We start from the raw sequence: 23173 nt of genomic DNA, 5'->3' as shown, positions 1-23173 counted from the left end.
GCACGGGCCCGTGGAACACTTCTGGGGCCCGAACTCCCGGTTCCGGTCCCGTCCGTGTAGGAGGATGGAGGACGTCCGGTTCCGGATTTTTGGCTGTACGATGCGCTCTGACCTGGAACCGTGCCGGTGAACGACGCGTCAGAACCTACAGTTCCCCATCTCCGCAACGAGGAGTGTCCATGTCCTTTGCGCAGACAGTGCGCGGAGCGGCGAGCGCGGTGGCCCAGGGCGAGGACCCGCGTGAAGCCGCGACCCAGGCGGTCCAGGAGACCGTGGGTCAGGAAGGAGGCCCGCCCGGAGAGGACGGCCTCGACCCGCGTGATTTCGTGGCCGCACGCGACCAGGGTGCCTCGGTGGGCACCCGCATCGAACAGAAGACCACATCGCTCAACAACGCCGGCGAGGCGATCAACAGCAGCTCCTACGAGCGAGGCTCCGACGGTCCGGTGCACGTCATCTGCCCCATGGTGATCCCCCGCGGGCGCACGTTCGTGACCATGCTCCCGGCCCTGGCTCTGGTGGCGATCGGTGTGATCGGGCTGTTCGCCGTGCTGATCCCGCAGGCGATGATGGGTCAGAGCAACCCGCTGCTCAACCCGTTCTTCGGCATCCACTACTGGCTCATCACCGCGGCCGTGGCCGCCTTCATGTGGTGGCGACAGGGCATGGTGATGGTCCCCGAGGGCTGCGAGGCCATCGTCACCCGCTTCGGTAAGCGCGAGAACAACTACGCACCCGGCCGGGTCACCCTGTTCAACCCGTGGAAGCGGGTCTCCTACATCGTCAACACCGCGCGCGAGTACCCCTTCAACGCGCCGATCCGCGAAGCCCCCACCAAGAGCGGGGTGCAGGCCTCCATCGACCTGTTCGTGCAGTTCCGCATCGAGAACGCCACGGACTTCGTCTACACGCTCGGCGGTGTGCACGGTTTCCAGGAGAAGCTCAACAACGCCATCAGCGAGACCACCCGCAGCCTCATCTACGAGCAGGAGGCCTCGGCGATCTACGACATGGTCGGTGAGAGCACCCACGGGCTGGTGGAGTCCCTCAACCGCCAGTTCAGCGGGATCGTGGTGCTGACCAGCGCCAATATCACCCATGCCGAGCCCTCCAACCAGGAGTACCGCATGGACCTGGCCGCACCGGAGATGGTTCGGGTGGCCAAGGACGCCTACACGTTCGAGTACGAGCTCCAGCTCCGCAAGGAGCAGAACGAGGGTGACCTGAACAAGGAGCTGGCCACCCTCAACGAGACGCTCTCGGCGATCCAGGCCGACATCGCCCAGTACCAGGCGCAGATGGACACCGCCCTGGAGCGTGAGACCAACCGGGCCAACGCCCTGGCGAGCCAGCGGTTCGTGGAGGCCGAGTCGGAGGCCAATGCCAACGCCGCGCTCCTTCAGGCCCAGGCGCTGGACATCCGGGCGGTCAGTGCGGCCGAGGCGCCCGAGATCCTCAACTACCGGTTCCGCGAGGACCTGCTCACCAAGCTGGAATCGGTCGCCGAGAGCCTGCCGCAGGTGCTGCGGATCGGCTCGGGAGACGAAGCCAGCGTCGACTACCTGCGTATCGCCCAGGAGATCATCGGCCAGACCGATTCGGTGCTCTTCTCCGAGCAGGACATGGCCGACATCCGCAGCCGCCTGGAGGACATCCGCGGCCGTATCTCCGATCGCGAGCAGGAGATCAATGCGCTGGTCCAGGACGCCGAGGAACCCCAACAGGGCGGTGAGGAAGCCGACGAGACCCTCGTGGAGGAGATCCGCAAGTCGGTCTCGGAGGATGCCCTGGACGAGCGCATCAGCGAGGAGGCCGGGACCCAGGAGTCCGGTGAGGCGGGGGCGGACGGAGACACCGGCCATGCCCCGCAGGCGCCGTGGGGACACGGCGGGCAGGGTCCCGACACCGAACAGGGAGGTCAGTAGATGAGCCGGCCGATGAACGGCGGTAGTGGCTCCACCATCAAGGAGTCCCTGGCCTCGTGGAGCGACCTGGCCGGGTTGCTGCGCGGAGGCGACGACGGGGCGATCGTCCCCGTGGTGATCCCGCGCGACAACCGCGGCCTGAAATGGACGGTCCTGGTCTGGTTCGGCCTGTTCGCGCTCTTCTCCGCGCTGATGATGGCGATCAACGTGGCTGCGACCGGCGCCGTGACCTACGCGTTGCTGACGGTGCCCACGATGCTGGCGGGGCTGTTGGCGATCGTCGTGGCAGGCCTGTGGTGGTGGCGCAGTTCCATCGTGGAGATCGAGGAGGGCACCCACGGTGTCCTCACCAAGTACGGGGCGGTGGTGAAAGCCATCGAGCCGGGCCGCCACTACCTGTGGCACCCGTGGGCGCGGGTCGACTTCGTCGTGGACACCCGCACCGAGATCCCCTACACCGCGCCGGTGGTGGCCTGCCCCACACGGGAGAACGTGCCGCTGAAGTCGATCGAGTTCTTCCTGAAGTTCCGCATCATCGACCCGATCCGGTTCGTGAAGATGATCGGGGCCAGCAACTTCGACCTGGTGCTCTCCAGCGCGGTGCAGGACGCCATCCGCCAGCGCAGCCGGCAGGTCAACACCGAGTCCGCCCACGACCTGCGCGGCTCGAACGTGGAGGACATGCGGCGCCTGCTCAACAGCCAGCTGGAGAAGTACGGTGTGACCATCACCGGTTGCAACATCCCCGACGTGCAGCTGCCCAACCAGTACCAGCAGCACCTGGCCACACGGGAGCGGGTCGCCAAGGAGCTGGTCGCCTACGAGCAGGAGTGGGAGCTGACCCGCAAGCGCCGCATCGACACTCTTCTCATGGACATCGAGCGCTCCAAGAAGACCCGGGACGCCAAGATCGTCGAGGTCAACGCTTCACTGAACAAGGCGCGCAAGGACGTCGCCCAGATGCTCCAGGAGCAGGAGACCGAGGCGCAGCGGGTGCGCTACGAGATCGAGACGAAGGGCCGTGCCGACCTGGTGGCCGCGGAGAACGAGGCCAAGGCGCAGCAACGGTTGGCCACGGCCTACCGCGACAACCGTGCGGTCCTGGAGTACGAGCTGGCACGGCGCCGCCTGGACGTGGGTTCTGCGCTGGCCGGGAGCGCTCCGCGACCGGTCGTGGTGCAGACCGAGCCGGGCTCCGGTGACGGTTCGACCCTGTCGACGCTGCTCACCGCGCAACTGCTGCCCCGGGTCATGGACGGTGCGCCCCGTTCATCATTGGACTCGGTCCCCGGTGGCGGATCGGAGGCCTTCGAGGCGGCCCGCGGGTCGGTGGCCGCCGCGGCAGGGCGCCAACAGCGCATGTCGGAGGAGTACCAGCGCCGGCAGCAGGAGGCCATGAACCAGCAGTTCGAGCAGGGTGAAGGGTACGGGCGCCGCTGAGGCAGGCCGTTCCCCAGCATGACGAAAGGGGCGGGCCCACGATCGGTGGGCCCGCCCCTTCTGCGTCGGGGTGGAGGATCAGGCGGTCGGAGCCAGGGAGAGGGAGTCGTAGCAGGTACCGAGGTCGATCCCGTTACGGGCGGCGAGCTCGACGAGGTCCTCGACCTCGCCCGCCTGGGAAGTGGCCAGGTCGTCGTCTCCGACTGCGTGGGCCCTGCGCATGGCGGTGATCGCGTCGTGGATGCGCAGGTGCAGGGTGAGCATGAACTCACGCATGTGTGACTCCCTCTGGTTCGGCTTCTCAGCCGGGGGATGGGAGAGGACTCGTTCCTCTTCCGGCTCGTCGCTCACTTCTTACCGAGCGAAGGTGAGAGCAGTGTTGGAGGACGACATCGGATCGTCAAGGAGAAGGTAAGAATTCGGGCCCCGGGTCTGTCCGCCCTCGGGGCCCGTGCCTGCTCGGGAGCTCAGTGGGCGACCCAGACGTACCAGTCGTCGGCCACGTGCTCGTAGATCTTCGATCCCTGACCGGGGAGGAAGACCCCGTCCGGGATCTCCTCGGTGCTGTGGGCCAGCCCCGCCGGTGAGAAGAGACCGGCGTTCTCGATCTCGTAGTGGGTGATGCCGTCCGCCACGGAGACGCTGTGCAGCTGGTAGAGGCCGGTCGTCTTGCCGTTGCGCGGGATCGTCGTGGAGCCGTCGACCTGTTCGCGTAGCTCGGTGAGCTGCTCGGTCGATGCCTGGACCCGCGTCTGCAGCGGGATGTCGACGAAGGCCACACCGATGGCGACCGCGGCCACCAGCGGCGCGGAGATCCAGCGCAGCCAGTAGTAGCGGATCATCGGGCGGGCCACGGCGAGCGCGATCCCCAGGCGCAGCGCTCCCATGCCGGCCAGCAGCAGTCCGGCGATGAGACCGAAGAGGAAGGTCGGCAGGTGGCCGCCGGGCACGCTGTCCTCGTACAGCAGCGCGATCCCGACCACTGCGCACGCGGGGATGTAGAGCCGGCCGGGCGGACGCGAGGACCAACTGATCAGCCGTCTCACCGGTGTGGGCTTGTCGGAGAGCTCCATCAGTTTGGCCACGGACCCTTCAGGGGTCGGGCCGGAAGCATCGGCGGACATGGCGCACCCCCCAGGCGGATCCGTGTCGTCGGGACGCACCCGTGGAGAGGCCGGACGGCCCCTGGGTGCGTCGGAATTCGGGGGACCGACCGAGATCGGCCCGCCACACAGGATAAAGCAGTGGCGGTGCGTGTTCGGGGCGACGGCGGGAAACCGTACGGGCTCTTTCCCGGAACCCCGCCCGTACGGCGGTCTTCGGTCCGTGCTCGTGCGCGTGGGCAGGGGGCGAGGACGAGGCGGTTCCACAGCCGTCCCCGGGCGGCCGTGGCGGGTAGGCACACTGCCGGTACCAGCGCACTCGTGCCCGGTCGGAAGGGGGACGGGCCCGGTCGGGCCGGAGGAAGAAGCCCGGGTGGGGCGTTCATGGCGATCAGCGGACCGGCTGCCCATGTGAGCAGCCCCACCACGAAGGCGCCCGGGAGCGCCGGGAGCGGTAACGACCCCCGTACGGGACGGGGCGGTGGGGCTTTAGGGTGGGAACGTGCCGACGACGACCCCGGAACCCCGAACCGCGCCCACCTTCGAGCTGGAGGAGGAGCTGCGCCGTGGCGGCGCACGTGTGATCGCGGGGGTCGACGAGGTCGGCCGCGGAGCCTGGGCCGGTCCCGTGCTCGTGTGCGCGGCGGTCTCCGGCCCGGCTGACGGGGTCCCCGCCGGCCTGACCGACTCCAAGAAGCTCACCCCCGCCCGCCGCCGCGAGATCGCCGGCCTCACCGGCCCCTGGGTCACCGACCACGCCTTCGGGTGGTCCGCGCCGGCCGAGATCGACGAGGTCGGTATGACCGAGGCGCTGCGCCGCGCGGCCCACCGTGCCCTGGGCGGGCTCGGTACGCGTCCCGACGCGGTCGTTCTCGACGGCCACCACGACTTCATCGGCAGCCCCTGGAAGGTACGAACACAGATCAAGGGAGACCTGACCTGTGTGAACGTGGCCGCCGCCGCGGTTCTGGCCAAGGTCGCCCGCGATGCCCACATGGCCGAACTCGCCGAGGACCACCCAGGGTTCGGGTTCGAACGCGGTGCCGGGTACCCCTCGCCGACCCACCGCGCGACACTGGCGGAGGAGGGGCCCACCCCGCACCACCGCATGACCTGGGCCTACTTGGACGCCCTGCCCAAGTGGCGGCACCTGCGCCGGGAGCGGCCCGCGCCGGGCGGCCAGATCCCTCTGCTCTGACCCCTCCTTCTTCGCGGGGACCGGAAACGACACGCCGTCCCGCACTGGACATCCGGTCCTGGTTGGGGCAAGGCTTGGCTGGAGGCCCGGGCGGTGCATCACCCGTCGCCCTCACCCCGGAGGAGCCTTCGGCGTAGTATCCCCCGACACAGCCGACCCGCCCGCACCCGGGCCGGTCCGGTCGACCGCCCACTGACCCCCATCAGGAAGGGGCACGGATGACGCGAGAGCCGAGCTCGGCCACCGCGGCGCAGCCGGAACGGACCTCGCGGCTGGACCGCCTGCGCCTGCGTTACCACGCTCTGCCGCTGAGCAGGCGCCTGGTCGCCGCGCTCGTGGTCTGTTTCATCGCCACCCTGCTCGCTCTGATCGTCGGGCTGCCGGTCCTCGGTGTGCTCACCACCGCCGTCGTGGTCCTGGTGGCATTCCACGCCCTCATGCGATCCATGGACGCCTTCCTCACCGTCGTGGTTTCGGTGTTGTGGCTGACCCTGACCTCCTTGCTCTTCCAGATACCTCTCGCGGGCAGCCCGCTCGTCCTGCTCCTCCTACCGGTCCCGGCCCTGGTCGTCCTGGTGGCCGGACGTGTGCGCGAGTACCCCGTCTGGCACACCACGGCCCTGGCCCTGACGGCCGGACTGATCTGCGGGTTCTCCCTGTCCCTGCTGTGGATGATCGTGCGCGGACTGAACGGGGACGCCGGCGGCCCCTTCCCGCCGTGGTGGCCGATCGCCCTGGTCTATCTGGCCGCCGCCGCATGCCTGCTGTGGCGCCTGACCTCCGCACGGCAGGTCGAACGTGAGGCCGACGAGGCCCGTGAGAAACGAGAGGCCGAACGCCCGGCCCCCGCCGCAGCCCGCACCACCGGAACCGGGCAGGGACGCCGGGAGCACCGGCGCGAAGGCGCCCCCGCAGAGGGAGCCCCGGGCAAGGGCCCGGTTGCTCCCGCATCCGACGACGAGCCGGTCCCCGTCGACCAGGCCTTGGCCGAGCTCGAGGACATGATCGGCCTGGACCCGGTCAAACAGCAGGTCCGTGGGCTCGCGGCCTCCATCGAGGCGGCCCGCCTGCGCTCCGACGCCGGTTTCCCCGTCGAGCGGCCCCTGCGCCATCTGGTCTTCTCCGGGCCTCCCGGGACCGGGAAGACCAGCGTCGCGCGTACTCTCGCCACGGTCTTCCACTCCTTCGGGCTGCTGCCCAGCGCCCAGGTGGTCGAGGCCCAGCGTGCCGACCTGGTGGGGGAGTACCTGGGTGCGACCGCCATCAAGACCAACGAGCTCGTGGATCGGGCCCTGGGCGGGGTGCTCTTCGTCGACGAGGCCTACTCGCTGGTCAACGAGGGTGACGGCCAGAAGGACCGGTTCGGCAACGAGGCCGTCCAGACCCTGCTCAAGCGGGCCGAGGACGACCGCGACCGGATCGTGGTGATCCTGGCGGGCTATGCCAAGGAGATGGACGAGTTCCTGGCGACCAACCCGGGCCTGGCCTCGCGCTTCGCCACCCGCATCACCTTCCCCAGTTACTCGGCCGACGAACTCTTCCGCATCTCCGAATCCCTGGTGCGCCAACGCGGCGACACCCTGGACGAGGAAGCGGCCCGTGCGCTGCGGCGCGGTTTCGACCAGGCGGCCAAGCGCGAGGTCGTCGACGAACTCGGGAACGGCCGCTTCGCACGTTCGGTCGTGGAGAAGGCTGCTCAGGCCCGCGATGTGCGGGTGGTCACCTCGGGCGTCGAGGACGGTGCTCCGGCGCCCCGGCCCGAGGCCGAGGACCTCATCACCGTGCGCGCCGCTGACGTGCGCACCGCCTACACCGAACTGACCGCGCACCTGGCCGGGTTCGGGGAGTCGCCCGGCATCGAGGAGGCCCTGGCCGAGCTGGACGGCATGATCGGCCTGGAGCCGGTCAAGGACCAGGTGCGTTCGCTCGTGGCGCAGTTGCGGGTGGCCAAACTCCGTGAGGAACAGGGCCTGGCCAACCAGCCCCCCATGCGCCACTTCGTCTTCACGGGTCCGCCCGGGACCGGGAAGACGACCGTGGCCCGGGTCCTGGGCCGGGTCTTCTCCGCCCTCGGGCTGCTGGGCAAGGCCGACGTGGTCGAGGCCCAGCGTGCCGACCTGGTGGGTGAGCACCTGGGGGCGACAGCACTCAAGACCGACAAACTGGTCGACCGGGCCCTGGGCGGGGTGCTCTTCGTCGACGAGGCCTACTCGCTGGTCAACCCCGGTTACAGCGGTGGGGACGCGTTCGGTCAGGAAGCGATCCAGACCCTGCTCAAGCGGGCCGAGGACGACCGGTCCCGGCTGGTGGTGGTCCTGGCCGGCTACCCCGCGGAGATGGAGCGTTTCCTGAGGTCCAACTCCGGTCTGGCCTCCCGTTTCGACGTGCGTGTGCGATTTCCCTCCTACAGCCCCGAGGAGCTCACCGAGATCGCCGAGACCGTGGCGGCCCGGACCGGTGACACCTTCGACGAGGACGCGCTCGCGGACCTGTGCAGCATCTTCGGCCACGTGTGCGGTGAGGGCCTGATCGACGAGCTCGGCAACGGCAGGTTCGCCCGTTCCCTGTTCGAGAAGGCCTGTTCACACCGGGACCTGAGGGTGTCGCAGGAGATCGGGGAGTCGGCCACCGCCGCCGACCTGACCCGCCTGACCAGTGAGGACGTCCGTCTGGCCTATGGTGAGGCCACACAAGGGGCCTGATAGGTGTTACCGGCGGTAATCCCATCGAGGAGCCGGTATGACGTGCGTGCTATGGTCCTCCCCTTGACTCCTCCCCACGCCTGAAGGCGGAGGATTCCAACCACCTACCGGTGGTTCGGGGCTTGCGCCCCGTCACGGGTCGCCCCGTGGCCTTCCTGCTTTGTCGCCGACCGCCCCGTCCGGGAGGGCTCCCGTTGAGGTCTCACACCGGCTCCACAGGCAGATGCCGCCAGCCCGGCGGCCCGGATGTTGATCGCCGCGTTCACGTCGCGGTCATGGGTAACGCCACAGGAACAGGTCCACTCGCGCACGTCCAGCGCCAGCGTCTCCTGAAGGGTCCCGCAGGCCGAGCACAGCTTGGAGAAGGGGAAGAACCGGTCGATGGTGACCAGCTCCCGCCCGTACCAGGCCGCCTTGTACTCCAGCATCGACCGGAACTGGGTCCAGGCCGCATCCGAGATGGCGCGGGCGAGTTTCCTGTTCTTGACCATGGTGCGCACGGTCAGGTCCTCGATCACGACCACTTGGTTCTCGCGGACGAGTCGGGTCGAGAGCTCGTGCAGGAAGTCCTTCCTGCGGTCGGCGATGCGGGCGTACACGCGGGCGGCTTTGGTACGGGCCTTGTCCCGGTTCGCGCTGCCCTTGGCCTTGCGGGAGAGCTCCCGTTGGGCCTTGGCCAGCTTGGCCCGGTCACGCCGCTCATGCTTCGGGTTGGCGACCTTCTCCCCGGTGGACAGGGTCACCAGCGAGGTCAAGCCCGTATCCACCCCCACCGCCTGGTCCGAGGCCGGAAGGCGGGTAATGGTGTCCTCGCACAGGATCGACACGTGCCATCGGTCCGCACGGTCCCGGGACACCGTCACCGTCGACGGTTGGGCTCCTTCGGGCAGGGGCCGCGACCACACGATGTCCAACGGCTCGGCCATCTTCGCCAGAGTGATCTGCCCGTCGCTGTAGGCGAACCCCGACCGGGAGTACTCCGCCGAGGCCTTCGACTTCTTCCGGGACTTGAACCGCGGGTACTCGGCCCGCTGGTCGAAGAAGTTGCGGAACGCCGTCTGCAGGTGCCGCAACCCTTGCTGGAGCGGAACGCTGGAGACCTCGTTGAGGAACGCGGGATCGGGGTCCTTCTTCCACGCGGTGAGCGCGGCCGAAGCCTCGTTGTAGTTGATCCGCCGCTGTTCGGTGAACCATGCCGCCGTGCGGTGGGCCAGAGCCCTGTTGTAGACCAGGCGCACACACCCGAAGGTGCGCGACAGCTCCGCTGCCTGCGCATCCGTGGGGTAGAAGCGGTACTTGAACGCCCGCTTCGCCGTCGACCTGGCCATGCTCACGTTCTATCCGACGTTCTTGTCAGCCCTAACCAGGAAGGAGAGGGGCGTTTCCTTCCCCGCCTGAAGGCGGGGGACTCCACGCCCAGCAATCAGATGACGAGCGCTACATCCCCGAACCCCCAGACACCGGTCACCCAGGCGTTGATCCTTGCCGGGGGCCAGGCGACCCGCTTGCGTCCCTACACCGACACCCGCCCCAAGGCCATGGTCGAGGTGGCCGGGCGCCCGATCATCGACTACCAGCTCGAGTGGCTCGCCGACCACGGTGTGGAGCAGGTCGTGGTCTCCTGCGGTTACAAGGCCGAGGTGCTGCGCGAACACCTGTCGGCCCGTACCGGCGGACCCGAGATCTCCCTCCTGGTCGAGGACGAGCCGCTGGGAAGGGGCGGGGCCCTGCGCTACGCGGCCACCGGCCTGAGAGACCAGAACGCCCCCTACTTCGCTCTCAACGGCGACGTGCTCACCTGGTTCCCCCTCTCGGAGCTGACCGAGCACCACCGGGCCAAGGGCGGCCTGGCCACCCTGGCCCTGGCCCGGTTCCGCACCACGTGGGGCATCGTCGACGTCGACGCCGACGACCGCATCGAGGGGTTCACCCAGAGTCCGCTGCTACCGGTGTGGATCAACGCCGGCGTGTACCTGTTCGAGCCCGGCATCACACCGCTGCTGCCGACCAAGGGCGACCACGAGTCCTCGACCTTCCCGGACCTGGCGGAGAAGGGCGAGCTCACCGCTTACCGTATCGACGGTTTCTGGCGGGGCGTGGACACCGCCAAGGACGTCAAGGAGGCGGGCGGGGAGATCTCCGCCCTCCGTGAGCAGGGATGATCCCGGCAGCGTTCCGTTCCCCCGTGACCCGGTGACGGGGGACGGATATGGTCTTGCCCGTGAACAGAGACGGTTTCCTCCTCCCCAGCGCCCCGAACTTCCGAGACCTCGGCGGTCACCGGACCGAGAGCGGGCGCACCGTCCGCCCGGGACTGCTGTTCCGCTCCGACGCCCTGCACTCGATCTCTGCTGAGGACCTGTCCACCTTCAACGGGCTGGGCATCCGCCAGTTGCTCGACCTGCGCACCTCCCACGAACGCGAGAACCTGCCCGACATCGTGCCCGAGGGCGCCGAGTACGCAGTCGTGAGCGTCCAGGACCCGGAGAAGGCCGGAGCCAACTTCTCCCGGACCCTCACCGACCCGGAGGCCGCACAGGCCATGTTCGGCAACGGGGGCGCCACACGGTTCATGGACGAGGTCTACCGTGACCTCGTCAACGACACCGAGGCCCTGGACGGCTACCGCGACCTGGTCGAGCGCGCGGCCAAGGGTCCCACGTCACTGGTCTTCCACTGCAGCGCCGGCAAGGACCGCACCGGGTGGGGCGCGGCACTGCTGCTCACGCTGCTGGGTGTGGAACGCCGGGCCGTCATCGGTGACTACATGGAGAGCAACACCCGCCAGGCCAACACCGAGAAGTGGATGCGGCTGCTGTCGGACCACAGCGGGCTGGAATGGGAGGACGTCGTTCCCATGACACGGGTGCGTGCCGAGTACCTGAACATCGCCTTCGAACAGGTCGATGCTGCTTACGGTTCCTTCGACGCCTACGTGACCGAGGGGCTGCGTGTGAGCGGGACGACCCTGGAGGCCCTGCGCGAGCGCATGCTGGTGTGAGACCCCGGCCACGCTGCCGGTCAGAGGGAGTCCAGCCTGCGCCGTAGCTCGCTCTCGCTCGTGGCCGCCCCGAGTACTTCGTCCAACTCCCGGAGCACGGTGGTACGGGCCAGCCCCCGGTCGAGCAGGCGGCGGGCGGCCGCCCACAGGTTGGGAGGCCGCCCGTGCCAGAGCCGCACCGCCAACCGTTCGAGCCGGTCCAGCTCGCGCTCGCGGACGGGATCGTGTCCGGTCACCGGCCGGTACCAATGGTCCCGCCCGCTGGAATGGCGGCCGTTGTGCGGGGTCGTGGCGTCGTACTCGCCGAAGTGGTCCAGCCGCAACAGGGCGCGGCGTCCCTGCGAGGTGTCGAGGTCGAACTCATCCGGGGCCCAGGCCACGATCTCGCTGGCCATGAGCGGGAACGCGAACATGCGCCGGGCCAGCGCCGCGAAGTCGCCGTCGGGCAGCAGCCGGCGCACCGCTTCCTGACGCAGGCCCAACGGCCGGGCCGGGTCCCGGTAGGTGCGGGCGAAAGCGGCGGTGGAGTCCCACACCGCGTCGAGGGTCGCGGCGACCGCGACCTCCGGCAGCCCGTCGCGCGAGCCGGCCCACCGCACCCACGCGGCCAGTACGTGCGGCATGGCCTCCTGTTCCTCGGGCAGAAGTACCACCCGTCCGGGCAGCCAGTGCAACAGGAAGGACTCGACCTTGCGCGGGCTCACCCGGAGGGGCCGTCCGCTGTCGATGTCGCACCCGTGGGTGATGATGTGGTCGGTGCAGCGGCTCGCGGCGTAGGAGTCGGACAGCTCGGCCGCCTCGTCGGAGGCCAGGAACCTGGCAGCCAGCATGGCGCGCCGGTCGCGCCGCCAGACCGGAACGGGCGGAGGCGCCTCCCGGGAGGGCTCGGGCAGGTGTCGCACCCGTGAGTTGGCCAGGGCGAAGTGGGTGGCCAGCGAGCCCCCGGTCAGGTCCGAGGCGGTCAACCCCACGGCCTGGGGGACCGGGGCTTCCGAACGGTCGGCACCGGAGACCACCTGCTCGGTGCGGCGCAGGGCCCGCTCCAACACGGCGCGGGCGGCGGCCGGATCAAGGTCCTCGAACCGGGCGAAGCCGTCGGACCGGGCACGCTCGCGGCACTTCTCGAGCAGGGTCTCGACCTTCGTGGTGATCCAGGCGTCCCGCAGCACTCCACCACCGTTGTGGTCCTGGACCAGGATCAGCGCGTGCTCGGCCTCGGAGGAGGCGCTGCCCGGCCCGCTCTCCCGGCCGAAGACCAGGACCACCTCGTCGATGTCGCCGAACCGGTCACCGTTGACGTGGGCCGACAGCGGCCTCACCCATCCCAGCTGGGTGGCCCACCGGGGCACGGTCAGACCCCGGTCGCGCAGTGCGATGACCCCCTGTTCGGCCAGGGCGCGCTGGGTCCCGCTGGTGCCCAGCGCACTCACCGCAGCGAGGATCCCCAGTCCGGCGGGGTGGGCGGAGGCGGTGGCACGTGTGATGAGGCCCTCGCCGAGAAGGCGTTCGACGTCCACGCCGGGTAGACGCTCGCCCCACCAGCTGCCGAGCATCTCGCTGAAAGCGATCTCGGCGTCCAGCGGGTGGCGTACGGCCAACAGGGTTCTGGCCGCACGCAGCATTTCGTCGAAGACGGCGGTGGGGACGGGGTCGGGGCCTGCGGGTGAGGGAGGCGTTGGGGAGGGCACCACCAGAGGGTATGCCAGAGATTACGATGTGGTGTCGCCGCTGGCCGGAACTGTGGACGGCCGCGGGCGGTGACCCGTCCCGGCACAGGTCGAGGGCACGCAGACCGAGGTGGATCGGCGTGCCCTTCGTGTCCGGTGTCGTCTCAGTGCGGCCCCGGGACCGTGTGGGGGCCGGTGAGCAGGGTGTCGGCCGACGGTGCGTCCCGGTCCGGCTGCGAGGGGGTCACCATGGCTTCCAGGTGCTCGCGCGCCACTCGTTCCACCAGGTGCGGGGTGACCGCGATCCCCAGGTGTTCGGCGCATTTCCAGGCGTCGCTGACGCAGCGCTCCACCCGTCGGTGGGGCAGCGCGCTGTACTCGTCGTGGAGCCGTGCTGAGATCCGGCTCAGATCCTGGACCGGGAAGGTCTGGAGCATTCTCGCTCACACCCCTAGCTGAAGATGGTCTGGACGGTGACCTTCACCCATTTCACTTGTTCTCGAACGACTGTCAACCCCCGATGCCGCTCGTGCCTGATAAAACCTCGGACACCGGAGGTTTACCCGGTGCTCCCCGTCCTCGCAGGTCAGCGATGCAGAATGGGCAATTCGGGCATATAACGGATCAGTTTCGGAGTGTTCGTCACAAAGTCCGACGGAGTGTGGGGAGCGGGAAAGCGCAGGAGAACACACGGTCCCGGAACGAGCCCGTCACCACCATCAGACCGTTCGGTGGTTTACCCTTTACGTTCCGCCTTCGTGGTCCTGTCGGGGCGGCGACGGCCGTTGCGTGAGGATCCGTGTGTCTTATGCTTGTGCCGTGACAGCGGCCGAGAGGAGTCATGGAGCGTGACTCCCGAAGGTCGTGGAACCCCCCGAGCGCACTTCGGTTCCGCGCCTTCCACGACATCGGTCGTGGACGCCCCCAGACCGACAGGGGCCACGCGGTCCAGACAGAAACCCCCACGAAACACCGTTGGGGAATCCAAGGGTTCCGGAGGTGTCGAGTAAGTGAGCGCCGAGACATCGATTCCGCCACCGCGGATCGACCAGGCGGAACTTCCCGATGCGGTGACGTCCCTGTTGACGGATTCCCCCATCGGTTTCGCGCTCCTCGGCCCGGACGACATGTTCGGCACCATCAACAAGCGCATGGCCGGACTGCTGGGGCGCACGCCTGCCCAGTGCCTGGGCCGGGAGCCCGGCACCCTGCTCGAGGAGGACGGGGAAACCGGCCGCGCCGCTGCCTACCGTGAGTCCCTGGCCTCGGTACGCGAGAGCGGCCAGGCGGTGCGCGATCGCCACCACACCGGTGAGGACCAGGTGTGGGAACTGACCTGGTTCCCCGTCACCGACCCCGCCTCCGGCGACCACCACGTCGCCCTCCTCGCGGCACGCAACCACGACGGTGTCGGCCGCGAGGAGCAGCGCCTGCGTGCCTTGCTCGAAGCCGGTAACCAGATCGTGTGGACCGCAGGCCCGGGAGGGGAGTTCCGTGAGGACTGCCCCAAGTGGCGGGCCATCACCGGCCAGGCACCCGAGGCCTTCATGGGGCACGGCTGGCTCGACGCCCTCCACCCCGACGACCGCTCACGGGTCGAACGCGCATGGGGCGACGCCGTCCTCGACGTGACCCCGTTCGACGCCATGTTCCGCCTGCGTACCCGCTCGGGCGGCTACGACCACTTCCGGGCCCGGGCCCACCCGATCATGGACGGCCCCGAGACCGCCGAATGGGTCGGAACCCTCGTCGACATCACCACCGAGCGCGAGGCCCTCGAACTGCGCCAACGCCTCAACCAGCAGTTGAGCGAGGCCGCGATGCGTACGGCCCGTCTGCAGAAGGCCACCTCCGACCTGGCCGAGGCACTGACCGCCGACGAGGTCGTACACGCCATGAGCGACATCGGCCGTTCCGGTGTGGGCGCACACCACACCTCCGTGGTCCTGCTGGACCGCGACCACTCCGGTCTGCGGGTCATGGCCGCCGGACAGGGCCACGACCTGCCCCGGCGCACGTTCCCCCTCCACCACCCCGACGTGGCCGCCCACGCGGTCGCCCGGGGGCACGCGGTACTGGTGGACTGCCCGGCCGACCTGCGTGCGCTCCTGGGGGAGGCCCCCGAGGTGGAGGAACTGGTCGGCTCCACCCCCGAACGCGCCTGGGCCGCCCTGCCGATGATGGTCGGCGGGCGCGCCATCGGTGCCCTGCGTTTCGCCTTCACCGACCCGCGGGAGATCGGTGAGGAGGAACGTGTCTTCCTGGAGGCCCTGGCCGGCCAGTGCGCCCTCGCGATCGGCCGGGCCATGCTCTACGAACGCGAGCACGGGACCGCCGAGGAGCTCCAACGCAGCCTGCTGCCCGAGGAGCTCCCCGAGGTGGAGGGCGTCAACCTGACCGCCTTCTACCGGTCCGGTTCCCAACACGTGCAGGTGGGCGGTGACTGGTACGACGCCTTCCCCCTGCCGGACGGACGTGTCGCCGGGGTCCTCGGCGACGTCATGGGCAAGGGCATCCCGGCGGCCGCCGGGATGAGCCGGATCCGCAACGCCCTGCGCGCCCTGGCCTTCTCCATGCCCGAACCAGCGGACGTGCTGACCGGGTTGGACCGCATGTTCGAGGCCACAGAGGGAATGGACCAGGTGACAACACTGGTCTACTTCGTGCTCGACCCGGTGACGGGTCAGCTCGACCTCAGCAACGCCGGCCACCTGCCGCCGTTGCTGGTCGGCAATGCGGGCCCTTCTTTGCTGGAGACCGTTCCCGACACACCGCTGGGGATCAGCTCGGAGCGAGGCCACCACAAATTCTTCGTGCAACCCGGTAACACCGTGGCCCTGTACTCCGATGGACTGGTCGAGAACCGCAAACGCTCCGCCGATGCCGGGTTGGACGAGCTCGTCCACGTGGCCTCGGAGGCGCCGCCGGAGGTCGTGGGCGACCCACAGCAGATGCTGGAGTACCTTGTGGAGAGCATGCTCGAAGGGTATGAGCAGGACGACGACGTCACGCTGCTCGCTGTTCAGCTTCCGGTGATCGATTCGGCGCCGGAGCGGTAGACCGTACGAACAAGTCCAATGTCTTGCTTACAGTGAAGAGGCCGTTCCATCCCGCGACGCGGGGATGAAGCTCGGCTTCCCCGCCCCGTGGGGGATCCCAGGCCGCAGGTGGGAGAGGGTGACGCGCCCGGTTCCGGCCAGGCGGGCCACCGGGTCCGAAGTCTCGCCACACGTCCGTTCGAGAGGTGTTTGTGTCATCTGCCAGTTCGACTCGCTCGAAGCAGTCCGAGTCACTGCAAGAGCCCGTCATTCAGCAGCTGATCGAGCGTGGGCGGTCCCAGGGCTTCCTTGAGCCCGAGGACGTGCGCCGTGCCTTCGAAGAGGCCGAAATCCCCATGTCCCAGGCGCAGTCCGTGCTCCGCAGCCTCGCCAAGGAGGGCGTGACGGTCCTCGTTCCCGAGTCGGCTTCTTCGCGGCGCAAGTCCTCCTCGCGGCGCAAGTCCTCCTCCGGGACGCGCTCGGCCGCCAAGCCCGCCGCGGCCAAGCCTGCTGCCGCCAAGCCCGCACGTGCGGCTGCTGCGCAGGAGCAGCCCGAGACGGTCACGGCTGTGGTGGACTCGTCCGACAAGGACCAGGCCGAGGAGAAGCAGGCCCCCGCCAAGAAGGCGGAAGCCAAGAAGCCCGCGGCCAAGAAGACGGCGGCGGCCAAGACCACCGCCAAGTCGACCTCCAAGAAGACCTCGGCGAAGAAGAGCACTGCGGCCGACACCGCCAAGAAGTCGGGCAAGAAGGACCTCGAACTCGCCCCTGCCGGAGAGTTCGCCGACGACGAGATGGACGACCTCGAGCACACCGGCGCCGAGCTGGAGCTGGTCGAGGACCCGGCCGAGACCGAGAAGAAACCGGCCAAGCCCGAGGCCGTGGGTGCGCCGACCAAACCCACCAGCGAGGACGATTCCTTCGTCCTCTACGAGGACGACGACGACGCCCCCGCCGCCCAGGTGGTCGCGGCCGGTGCGACCGCAGACCCGGTCAAGGACTACCTGAAGCAGATCGGTAAAGTGCCGCTGCTCAACGCGGAGCAGGAGGTCGAGCTCGCCAAGCGCATCGAGGCCGGCCTGTTCGCGGAGGAGAAGCTCTCCGAGGAGAACGACGCCCTCACCTTCGAACTGCGCGACGAGCTGGACTGGATCGCCGAGGACGGCGGACGTGCCAAGAGGCACCTGCTCGAGGCCAACCTGCGCCTGGTCGTCTCGCTGGCCAAGCGTTACACCGGCCGCGGCATGCTGTTCCTGGACCTCATCCAGGAGGGCAACCTCGGGCTGATCCGCGCGGTGGAGAAGTTCGACTACACCAAGGGTTTCAAGTTCTCCACCTACGCCACGTGGTGGATCCGCCAGGCCATCACCCGCGCCATGGCCGACCAGGCCCGCACCATCCGTATCCCGGTGCACATGGTCGAGGTCATCAACAAGCTTGCGCGTGTGCAACGCCAGATGCTCCAGGACCTGGGCCGTGAGCCCACCCCGGAGGAGCTGGCCAAGGAACTCGACATGACCCCGGAGAAGGTCGTCGAGGTGCAGAAGTACGGTCGCGAGCCGATCTCCCTGCACACTCCGCTGGGCGAGGACGGAGACAGCGAGTTCGGTGACCTCATCGAGGACTCCGAGGCGATTCAGCCGGGTGAGGCGGTCAGCTTCACCCTGTTGCAGGAGCAGCTCCACTCTGTGCTCGACACCCTCTCCGAGCGTGAGGCCGGCGTCGTTTCGATGCGCTTCGGTCTCACCGACGGCCAACCCAAGACTTTAGACGAGATCGGCAAGGTCTACGGGGTCACCCGCGAGCGTATCCGGCAGATCGAGAGCAAGACGATGTCGAAGCTCCGTCACCCGTCGCGTTCGCAGGTGCTCCGTGACTACCTGGACTAGGTCGCGTCCCAGGTAGCGAGTCAGACCGAAGAGACCGGGTCCGATGCGCCGCCCCGACCCCTCGGGGCGGCGCATCTTCGCGTCGAGTGCGGTCCCGTCCGTGCGCGGGTGTGGCGATCAGTCAGCGTTGATCTCCGCGATCTGTGTACGGCACCCGTGTTCACCAAGGCGTGTTCCATCCGACGGGATCATGCTGCCGTAGGTGCTGTAGGTGTGGCATAAAGTTGCGATACTGGGCCGTATCGTGACAGAGGGTGAAGACACGTGTGCGCTTCCGGGGGAAGTGCTTGAAGTGTTCCGCGTGGCGCATGCACCATGGGGTCATGATCGTTGCGTTCTCCGTAGCCCCGGAAGGTAGTACCGAGTCTCTTGCGCCTGCTGTGGCCCGAGCGGTCCGGGTGGTGCGCGAGAGCGGCCTTCCCAATGAGACCTCGGCCATGTTCACCACCGTCGAGGGCGAGTGGGACGAGGTCATGGACGTGGTCAGGCGTGCCACCGAGGCCGCAGGCCGGGATTCCTCCCGGATCTCGCTCACCATCAAGGCCGACATCCGCGAGGGTGTCAGCGACGCCCTGAACGGCAAGGTCGACGCGGTCGAGCGGGAGCTCGGCAACAAGTAACCCGCACGTCCCGAACGCCGGGAGCTCAGTCGCGCACGACGACGTCGAGCCGTCCCTGGCCGAGCTCCACTGTGTGCCCCAGATCGCGCAGCGCGTCGGCGAGCTCTTCCGGGGTGCGCGCCTCCACCCCCTCCAACAGGAGTGAGCGGGTGATGTCGCCACGGGTGGCCTTGGCCATGTGGCTGACCACCGACCGTTCGGCCTGTCCGTCCACCACACGTTCGCGCAGGACCCGCACCGGCAGCGCCGCCTCGTTCTTGTAGGCGGACGCGTAGGCCGAGGAACGGCAGTCCACCAGCAGGTGCCCCTCGGTGAACTCGTCCAGGTCCTTCTTGGCGGCCCGGCGCCAGTAAGCACCCAGCCCGCCCAGCGGCGGCAGTTTGCTCCCGATGGACAGCCGGTAGGGCGGCAGCTGGTCGGCCGGGCCCACCGCACCCCACAGGCCGGAGAAGATGAGCAGTCGGTCGGTGCGGGGCAGGCCGGCCGGGGCCAGGCGGTCGTAGAGGACCCCGGTGTAGAGCTGATCGGCCCGCAGAGTCGGCGCCGTCTCCAGTGACAGGTTGCGTTTGAGCGCGTCCGTCTGCGCGGGGGAGAGCCCCAGGACCCGTCGGGCTTCCTCCTCGGCCCCCGAACACACCTCCGTCAGAGCCGCCATGACCTCCTGGCGTGCGGCGGTCAGGCCGGGAAGGGTCAACGAGGCCAGGTCGAGCGGGGGACCGTCGCCGTCGGCGGCCTTGCCCTCCGAGGGCGGTAGGAGGACGAGCATGCGGGACTCCAGACGAGGGCGGGGTGGAAGAACGCACCCATGGTAAGCCCCGGTACCATCGCGGCTTCCCGAAGGTGAGGAGACCGGCATGCACGAGTGGGCGCGGCGGGTGGCCGCCGACTGGCCCGCGCTGGAGGCGGTCGAACGCGGCGGATGGCGGCTGGGGCGGAGCGACGGTGTCACCAAACGGGCCAACTGCGCACTCGTCCTGGAGCCCGGGGCCGATGTCGACGTGGTCACCGACTTCTATCGCGGATGCCTGCTCACCCCCTGCGTTCAGGTCTGGCCGGGGGAGGAGGAGACCGACGCACGGCTGGAGCGGGCCGGGTACCGGATGGTCGAGCCCACTCTCGTGCTCGGGCGCGGTCTCGCGGAACGCCCCGCAGGGCCCGGTACCACGGGGATCGGGACCCGCCCCGCTGCGCAGTGGTCTGCCCTGACCGCCGGTTCCGAGCATCAGGTCCGTGGGATCGAACGCGTCCTGGGGCGGGTCGCGGCCGGGTACGGGGTCGCCCCGGACGGAGAAGGGCGTGGCTGTGTGGTGGTGGACGGGGAATCCGCGGCGATATGTGCCATGGTCACCGCTGCCGGGTCCCGAGGCCGGGGTGTGGGGCGTGGAGTGCTCGAGGACCTGCTCGCCTGGGCCCACGACAGAGGCGCCCGCAGCGCTTACCTGTGTGTGGTCGAGGGCAACGGCCCGGCGATCGGGCTGTACGAGGGTTTCGGGTTCGTGCCGGTGAGCCGTTACCACAACCGTGTCCTGGGCTGAGAGGTGTTCCCGGACCGCGTGGAGACGGTGTGGAGGCCCCCGGAACAGTCGTAGGCGGCGGCCCCGGGGGACCGCCGCCTACGCAAGCTTGTTCTGTTGTGCCGTACCGGCCGCGGGGAAGGCCCCGCGACCGTGCCGTGGCTAACGCTCGTCCGTGGCGTTGTTGCTCTCGTGGAGCTTGTCCGTCTCGTCCTGGATGTCCGAGGCGATCTTTCGGATCGAGTCGTCGTGCTTGCGCATGTGGTGAGCGCAGAACAACAGCTCGCCGCCGGAGTTCAGCAGTACCCGGACATACGCCTGTGCACCACAGCGGTCGCAACGGTCAGCAGCCGTCAGCGGCTGGGTGGGGGCAAGGGTTCCAGTCACTTCGCCATCCTCAATACTCGGCGTTAGTCACCTCTGACAACATCTAACCCGGCGCGGACGTTCCCAACCGGATCCCCTGTACGCCGACAGCGGAATCAGTCGGGATGATTCCGTTCCGTCCTCTTCCGGGGCAATGTCACCGCGCGTCGACGCTTGCCAACGGTGTACCCCTTGTGGTGGTCACGCATCCTTGTGGCGGTTCCGCATACTCCGGGCAACGGGGGTCTCCCGCTCACTGCCACCGATTGCATGCACGAGGAGGTGGTAGTCTCGCGCGAGGTAGGACCCGCCGACCGCGCGGAACACTCGATACCGCCGCGCACCCAGCGGTGGACGCACACCGCCGGCCACTTCCGTCCCCTCCCGTCCGACGACCGTGTGAGGGATCACCAGCCCTCGGCGCGGCCCACCCCCCGTTCAGTCAGTGCGGCGCGGTACAAAGGGCACGCACCGCTACTGGAGCCCGATGGCCCTCAAGACGCAGGAGATGTCCGAGTGACTGCCTTGACCGCAGCCGTCCATGACCCCGAGGACTATTCCGCCCGGCACCTGTCGGTCCTCGAAGGTCTTGAAGCGGTGCGCAAACGGCCGGGCATGTACATCGGATCCACCGACAGCCGCGGCCTCACCCACTGCATGTGGGAGATCATCGACAACTCCGTCGACGAGGCCCTGGGCAACTACTGTTCCCGCGTCGATGTCGTCCTCCACGCCGACGGTTCCGTCTCCGTGGCCGACGACGGACGCGGGATCCCGGTGGACGTCGAACCCAAGTCCGGCCTCTCCGGTGTCGAGCTCGTCATGACCAAGCTCCACGCGGGTGGCAAGTTCGGCTCCGGTTCCTACAACGCCTCCGGCGGGCTCCACGGTGTCGGCGCCTCCGTGGTCAACGCCCTCTCGTCCCGCCTCGACGTCGAGGTCGACCGTCAGGGCCGCACCCACGCGCTCAGCTTCCGCCGAGGCATCGCCGGCCGTTTCGCCGGAGAGGGGCCCGACGCCGAGTTCACCCCGGACTCCGGGCTGGAGCAGGTACGCAAGGTCTCCCAGAAGACCACCGGTACCCGCATCCGTTTCTGGCCCGACAACCAGATCTTCCTCAAGGAAGCCGACATCGCGCGCGAGTCCCTGATGGACCGCGCACGGCAGACCGCTTTCCTCATCCCCGGACTCACCATCGCCGTGCGCGACGAGCGCACCGAGGGCGAGCCCCACTACGAGGAGGAGTTCCGCTTCGACGGCGGGATCAGCGAGTTCTGCACCTACCTGGCGACCGACGAGGCCGTCAGCGACGTGCTGCGGGTCCAGGGCAGCGGCACCTTCAACGAGACCGTGCCGGTGCTGGACGAGGAAGGGCACATGGTGCCCACCGACGTCGAACGCCGACTCGACGTCGACATCGCCCTGCGCTGGGGTACCGGCTACGACACCACGGTGCGTTCCTTCGTCAACGTGATCGCCACCCCCAAGGGCGGCACCCACCTCAACGGGTTCGAACGCGCCCTGGTGCGGGTGATCAACGACCAGCTGCGCGCCAGCAAACTCCTCAAGAACAGCGACGACCCCGTCATCAAGGACGACACCCAGGAGGGCCTGACCGCGGTCGTGACCGTGCGCCTTCCCGAACCGCAGTTCGAGGGTCAGACCAAGGAGATCCTGGGCACCTCCGCCGCGACGCGCATCGTCTCCCAGATCATGGGCTCGCACCTCAAGGAGTGGCTGGCCTCCACCAAGCGTGCGGACAAGGTCAAGGCCCGCAACGTCCTGGAGAAGGTCGTGGGCGCCGCCAAGGCCCGCCTGGCCGCCCGCCAGCAGCGCGAGACCCAGCGCCGCAAGAACGCCCTGGAGAGTTCGGCGCTCCCGGCCAAACTCGTGGACTGTCGCAGCGAGGGCCTGGAGCACAGCGAACTCTTCATCGTCGAGGGGGACTCCGCCCTCGGTACTGCCAAACTGGCACGCGACTCGGAGTTCCAGGCGCTGCTGCCGATCCGGGGCAAGATCCTCAACGTGCAGAAGTCCTCTGTCGCGGACATGCTCAAGAACGCCGAGTGCGCCGCCATCCTGCAGGTGATCGGCGCCGGTTCCGGGCGTACGTTCGACATCGACGCAGCGCGCTACGGCCGCATCATCCTCATGGCCGACGCCGACGTCGACGGCGCCCACATCCGGTGCCTGCTGCTCACCCTCATCTACCGCTACATGCGCCCCATGTTGGAGGCCGGGCGGGTCTACGCGGCCGTGCCGCCGCTGCACCGCATCGAGATCACCAACACCAAGCGCAAACGTGGGGCCAAGAAGGAAGACCGCTACATCTACACCTACTCCGACGCCGAGCTGCAGCGCACCCTGCTCGATCTCGAGAAGCGCGGCATCTCCTGGAAGGAACCGGTGCAGCGGTACAAGGGGTTGGGTGAGATGGATGCCGACCAGCTCGCCGAGACCACCATGGACCCGAGCCACCGCACGCTGCGCCGGATCCGGGTGGAGCAGGCCGAGGAGGCCGCGTCGGTGTTCAACCTGCTCATGGGTAACGAGGTGGCCCCGCGCCGCCGGTTCATCCAGGACGGCGCGCAAGAGCTCGATGCCGCACGCATCGACGCCTGAGGCACCGGCAACGCCAGGAGCCGGACACCTCGGCTGTTTCCGGCGGTGGCCGCAACACCCCGGCCTCCCGGGGTGCGGCCACCGTTCC

18 protein-coding genes are annotated in these 23173 nt (G+C 68.8%); 11 read left to right on the top strand and 7 right to left on the bottom strand.

The genetic code is table 11. The features are described from left to right. The first annotated feature begins 179 nt into the window (after positions 1 to 179). Positions 180 to 1925: an SPFH domain-containing protein gene (locus D456_RS0112920; RefSeq protein WP_051049452.1), complete on the top strand. Its 1746-nt coding sequence runs from the start codon at positions 180 to 182 to the stop codon at positions 1923 to 1925. Further along, positions 1926 to 3365, top strand: coding sequence for an SPFH domain-containing protein (locus D456_RS0112915; RefSeq protein WP_026115816.1), 1440 nt, complete (start codon positions 1926 to 1928; stop codon positions 3363 to 3365). It begins immediately after the preceding gene. A 78-nt stretch (positions 3366 to 3443) separates the two neighbouring features. Here the strand turns inward: D456_RS0112915 and D456_RS0112910 are convergent, their stop codons facing one another. Both D456_RS0112910 and D456_RS0112905 read right to left on the bottom strand, forming a co-directional pair. Next, entirely contained in the window at positions 3444 to 3641 is a 198-nt protein-coding gene (locus D456_RS0112910) for a hypothetical protein (protein ID WP_017576598.1), read from the bottom strand. Between the two features lie 191 nt (positions 3642 to 3832). Next, entirely contained in the window at positions 3833 to 4489 is a 657-nt protein-coding gene (locus D456_RS0112905; RefSeq protein ID WP_017576597.1) for a hypothetical protein, read from the bottom strand. Positions 4490 to 4970: 481 nt separating this feature from the next. Between D456_RS0112905 and D456_RS0112900 the strand changes: the two genes are divergently transcribed. Both D456_RS0112900 and D456_RS0112895 read left to right on the top strand, forming a co-directional pair. Then, positions 4971 to 5666, top strand: a complete 696-nt coding sequence (locus tag D456_RS0112900) for a ribonuclease HII (RefSeq protein WP_017576596.1) — start codon at positions 4971 to 4973, stop codon at positions 5664 to 5666. Positions 5667 to 5884: 218 nt separating this feature from the next. Continuing rightward, positions 5885 to 8368, top strand: coding sequence for an AAA family ATPase (locus tag D456_RS0112895; RefSeq protein WP_026115815.1), 2484 nt, complete (start codon positions 5885 to 5887; stop codon positions 8366 to 8368). A 104-nt stretch (positions 8369 to 8472) separates the two neighbouring features. Here D456_RS0112895 and D456_RS0112890 read toward each other — a convergent pair whose 3' ends face one another. After that, positions 8473 to 9696: an RNA-guided endonuclease InsQ/TnpB family protein gene (locus D456_RS0112890; RefSeq protein WP_017576595.1), complete on the bottom strand. Its 1224-nt coding sequence runs from the start codon at positions 9694 to 9696 to the stop codon at positions 8473 to 8475. Between the two features lie 99 nt (positions 9697 to 9795). Between D456_RS0112890 and D456_RS0112885 the strand changes: the two genes are divergently transcribed. Together D456_RS0112885 and D456_RS0112880 are read left to right on the top strand one after the other, a co-directional pair. Then, positions 9796 to 10530, top strand: a complete 735-nt coding sequence (locus tag D456_RS0112885) for a nucleotidyltransferase family protein (RefSeq protein ID WP_026115814.1) — start codon at positions 9796 to 9798, stop codon at positions 10528 to 10530. A 47-nt stretch (positions 10531 to 10577) separates the two neighbouring features. Beyond that, complete coding sequence (locus tag D456_RS0112880; protein WP_017576593.1) at positions 10578 to 11369, top strand: tyrosine-protein phosphatase; 792 nt, start codon at positions 10578 to 10580, stop codon at positions 11367 to 11369. Between the two features lie 20 nt (positions 11370 to 11389). On the opposite strand, the gene D456_RS0112875 is transcribed toward D456_RS0112880, so the two are convergent. Together D456_RS0112875 and D456_RS0112870 are read right to left on the bottom strand one after the other, a co-directional pair. Beyond that, positions 11390 to 12991, bottom strand: coding sequence for a hypothetical protein (locus D456_RS0112875; protein WP_017576592.1), 1602 nt, complete (start codon positions 12989 to 12991; stop codon positions 11390 to 11392). A 209-nt stretch (positions 12992 to 13200) separates the two neighbouring features. Further along, positions 13201 to 13473, bottom strand: coding sequence for a hypothetical protein (locus D456_RS0112870; RefSeq protein WP_017576591.1), 273 nt, complete (start codon positions 13471 to 13473; stop codon positions 13201 to 13203). Positions 13474 to 14046: 573 nt separating this feature from the next. On the opposite strand from D456_RS0112870, the gene D456_RS0112865 reads away from it, so the two are divergent. The 3 genes from D456_RS0112865 (at position 14047) to D456_RS0112855 (ending at position 18583) form a co-directional block, all read left to right on the top strand. After that, complete coding sequence (locus D456_RS0112865) at positions 14047 to 16095, top strand: SpoIIE family protein phosphatase (RefSeq protein ID WP_017576590.1); 2049 nt, start codon at positions 14047 to 14049, stop codon at positions 16093 to 16095. Positions 16096 to 16343: 248 nt separating this feature from the next. Further along, positions 16344 to 17963 carry an RNA polymerase sigma factor gene (locus tag D456_RS0112860; RefSeq protein WP_449289279.1) on the top strand — a complete coding sequence of 540 codons (1620 nt, stop codon included), beginning with the start codon at positions 16344 to 16346 and terminating at the stop codon, positions 17961 to 17963. 323 nt (positions 17964 to 18286) lie between these two features. Beyond that, the gene (locus tag D456_RS0112855) at positions 18287 to 18583 is read left to right on the top strand and encodes an MTH1187 family thiamine-binding protein (protein WP_026115813.1); all 297 of its coding nucleotides are present in this window, start codon (positions 18287 to 18289) and stop codon (positions 18581 to 18583) included. A gap of 25 nt (positions 18584 to 18608) precedes the next feature. Here D456_RS0112855 and yaaA read toward each other — a convergent pair whose 3' ends face one another. Further along, positions 18609 to 19349 (bottom strand): peroxide stress protein YaaA, encoded by a 741-nt coding sequence (gene yaaA, locus D456_RS0112850; RefSeq protein ID WP_017576587.1) that lies wholly within the window; start codon positions 19347 to 19349, stop codon positions 18609 to 18611. 88 nt (positions 19350 to 19437) lie between these two features. Between yaaA and D456_RS0112845 the strand changes: the two genes are divergently transcribed. Then, entirely contained in the window at positions 19438 to 20118 is a 681-nt protein-coding gene (locus tag D456_RS0112845) for a GNAT family N-acetyltransferase (protein WP_017576586.1), read from the top strand. 141 nt (positions 20119 to 20259) lie between these two features. Here D456_RS0112845 and D456_RS0112840 read toward each other — a convergent pair whose 3' ends face one another. Then, the gene (locus D456_RS0112840) at positions 20260 to 20484 is read right to left on the bottom strand and encodes a DUF7455 domain-containing protein (protein ID WP_026115812.1); all 225 of its coding nucleotides are present in this window, start codon (positions 20482 to 20484) and stop codon (positions 20260 to 20262) included. Between the two features lie 495 nt (positions 20485 to 20979). On the opposite strand from D456_RS0112840, the gene D456_RS0112835 reads away from it, so the two are divergent. Next, a complete protein-coding gene (locus D456_RS0112835) occupies positions 20980 to 23085 on the top strand; it encodes a DNA gyrase/topoisomerase IV subunit B (protein ID WP_017576584.1) in 2106 nt (701 codons plus the stop codon). Positions 23086 to 23173 lie beyond the last annotated feature (88 nt).

The organism is Nocardiopsis kunsanensis DSM 44524 (genome assembly GCF_000340965.1).
In the GTDB taxonomy this organism is placed as follows: domain Bacteria; phylum Actinomycetota; class Actinomycetes; order Streptosporangiales; family Streptosporangiaceae; genus Nocardiopsis; species Nocardiopsis kunsanensis.
This window is presented reverse-complemented; position numbering and strand designations above follow the sequence as displayed.

Coding starts and splice junctions, on each gene's coding strand:
- D456_RS0112920 (WP_051049452.1), top strand. CDS start 180: ATGTCCTTTGCGCAGACAGTGCGCGGAGCGGCGAGCGCGGTGGCCCAG.
- D456_RS0112915 (WP_026115816.1), top strand. CDS start 1,926: ATGAGCCGGCCGATGAACGGCGGTAGTGGCTCCACCATCAAGGAGTCC.
- D456_RS0112910 (WP_017576598.1), bottom strand. CDS start 3,641: ATGCGTGAGTTCATGCTCACCCTGCACCTGCGCATCCACGACGCGATC.
- D456_RS0112905 (WP_017576597.1), bottom strand. CDS start 4,489: ATGTCCGCCGATGCTTCCGGCCCGACCCCTGAAGGGTCCGTGGCCAAA.
- D456_RS0112895 (WP_026115815.1), top strand. CDS start 5,885: ATGACGCGAGAGCCGAGCTCGGCCACCGCGGCGCAGCCGGAACGGACC.
- D456_RS0112890 (WP_017576595.1), bottom strand. CDS start 9,696: ATGGCCAGGTCGACGGCGAAGCGGGCGTTCAAGTACCGCTTCTACCCC.
- D456_RS0112885 (WP_026115814.1), top strand. CDS start 9,796: ATGACGAGCGCTACATCCCCGAACCCCCAGACACCGGTCACCCAGGCG.
- D456_RS0112880 (WP_017576593.1), top strand. CDS start 10,578: ATGGTCTTGCCCGTGAACAGAGACGGTTTCCTCCTCCCCAGCGCCCCG.
- D456_RS0112875 (WP_017576592.1), bottom strand. CDS start 12,991: ATGCTGCGTGCGGCCAGAACCCTGTTGGCCGTACGCCACCCGCTGGAC.
- D456_RS0112870 (WP_017576591.1), bottom strand. CDS start 13,473: ATGCTCCAGACCTTCCCGGTCCAGGATCTGAGCCGGATCTCAGCACGG.
- D456_RS0112855 (WP_026115813.1), top strand. CDS start 18,287: ATGATCGTTGCGTTCTCCGTAGCCCCGGAAGGTAGTACCGAGTCTCTT.
- yaaA (WP_017576587.1), bottom strand. CDS start 19,349: ATGCTCGTCCTCCTACCGCCCTCGGAGGGCAAGGCCGCCGACGGCGAC.
- D456_RS0112845 (WP_017576586.1), top strand. CDS start 19,438: ATGCACGAGTGGGCGCGGCGGGTGGCCGCCGACTGGCCCGCGCTGGAG.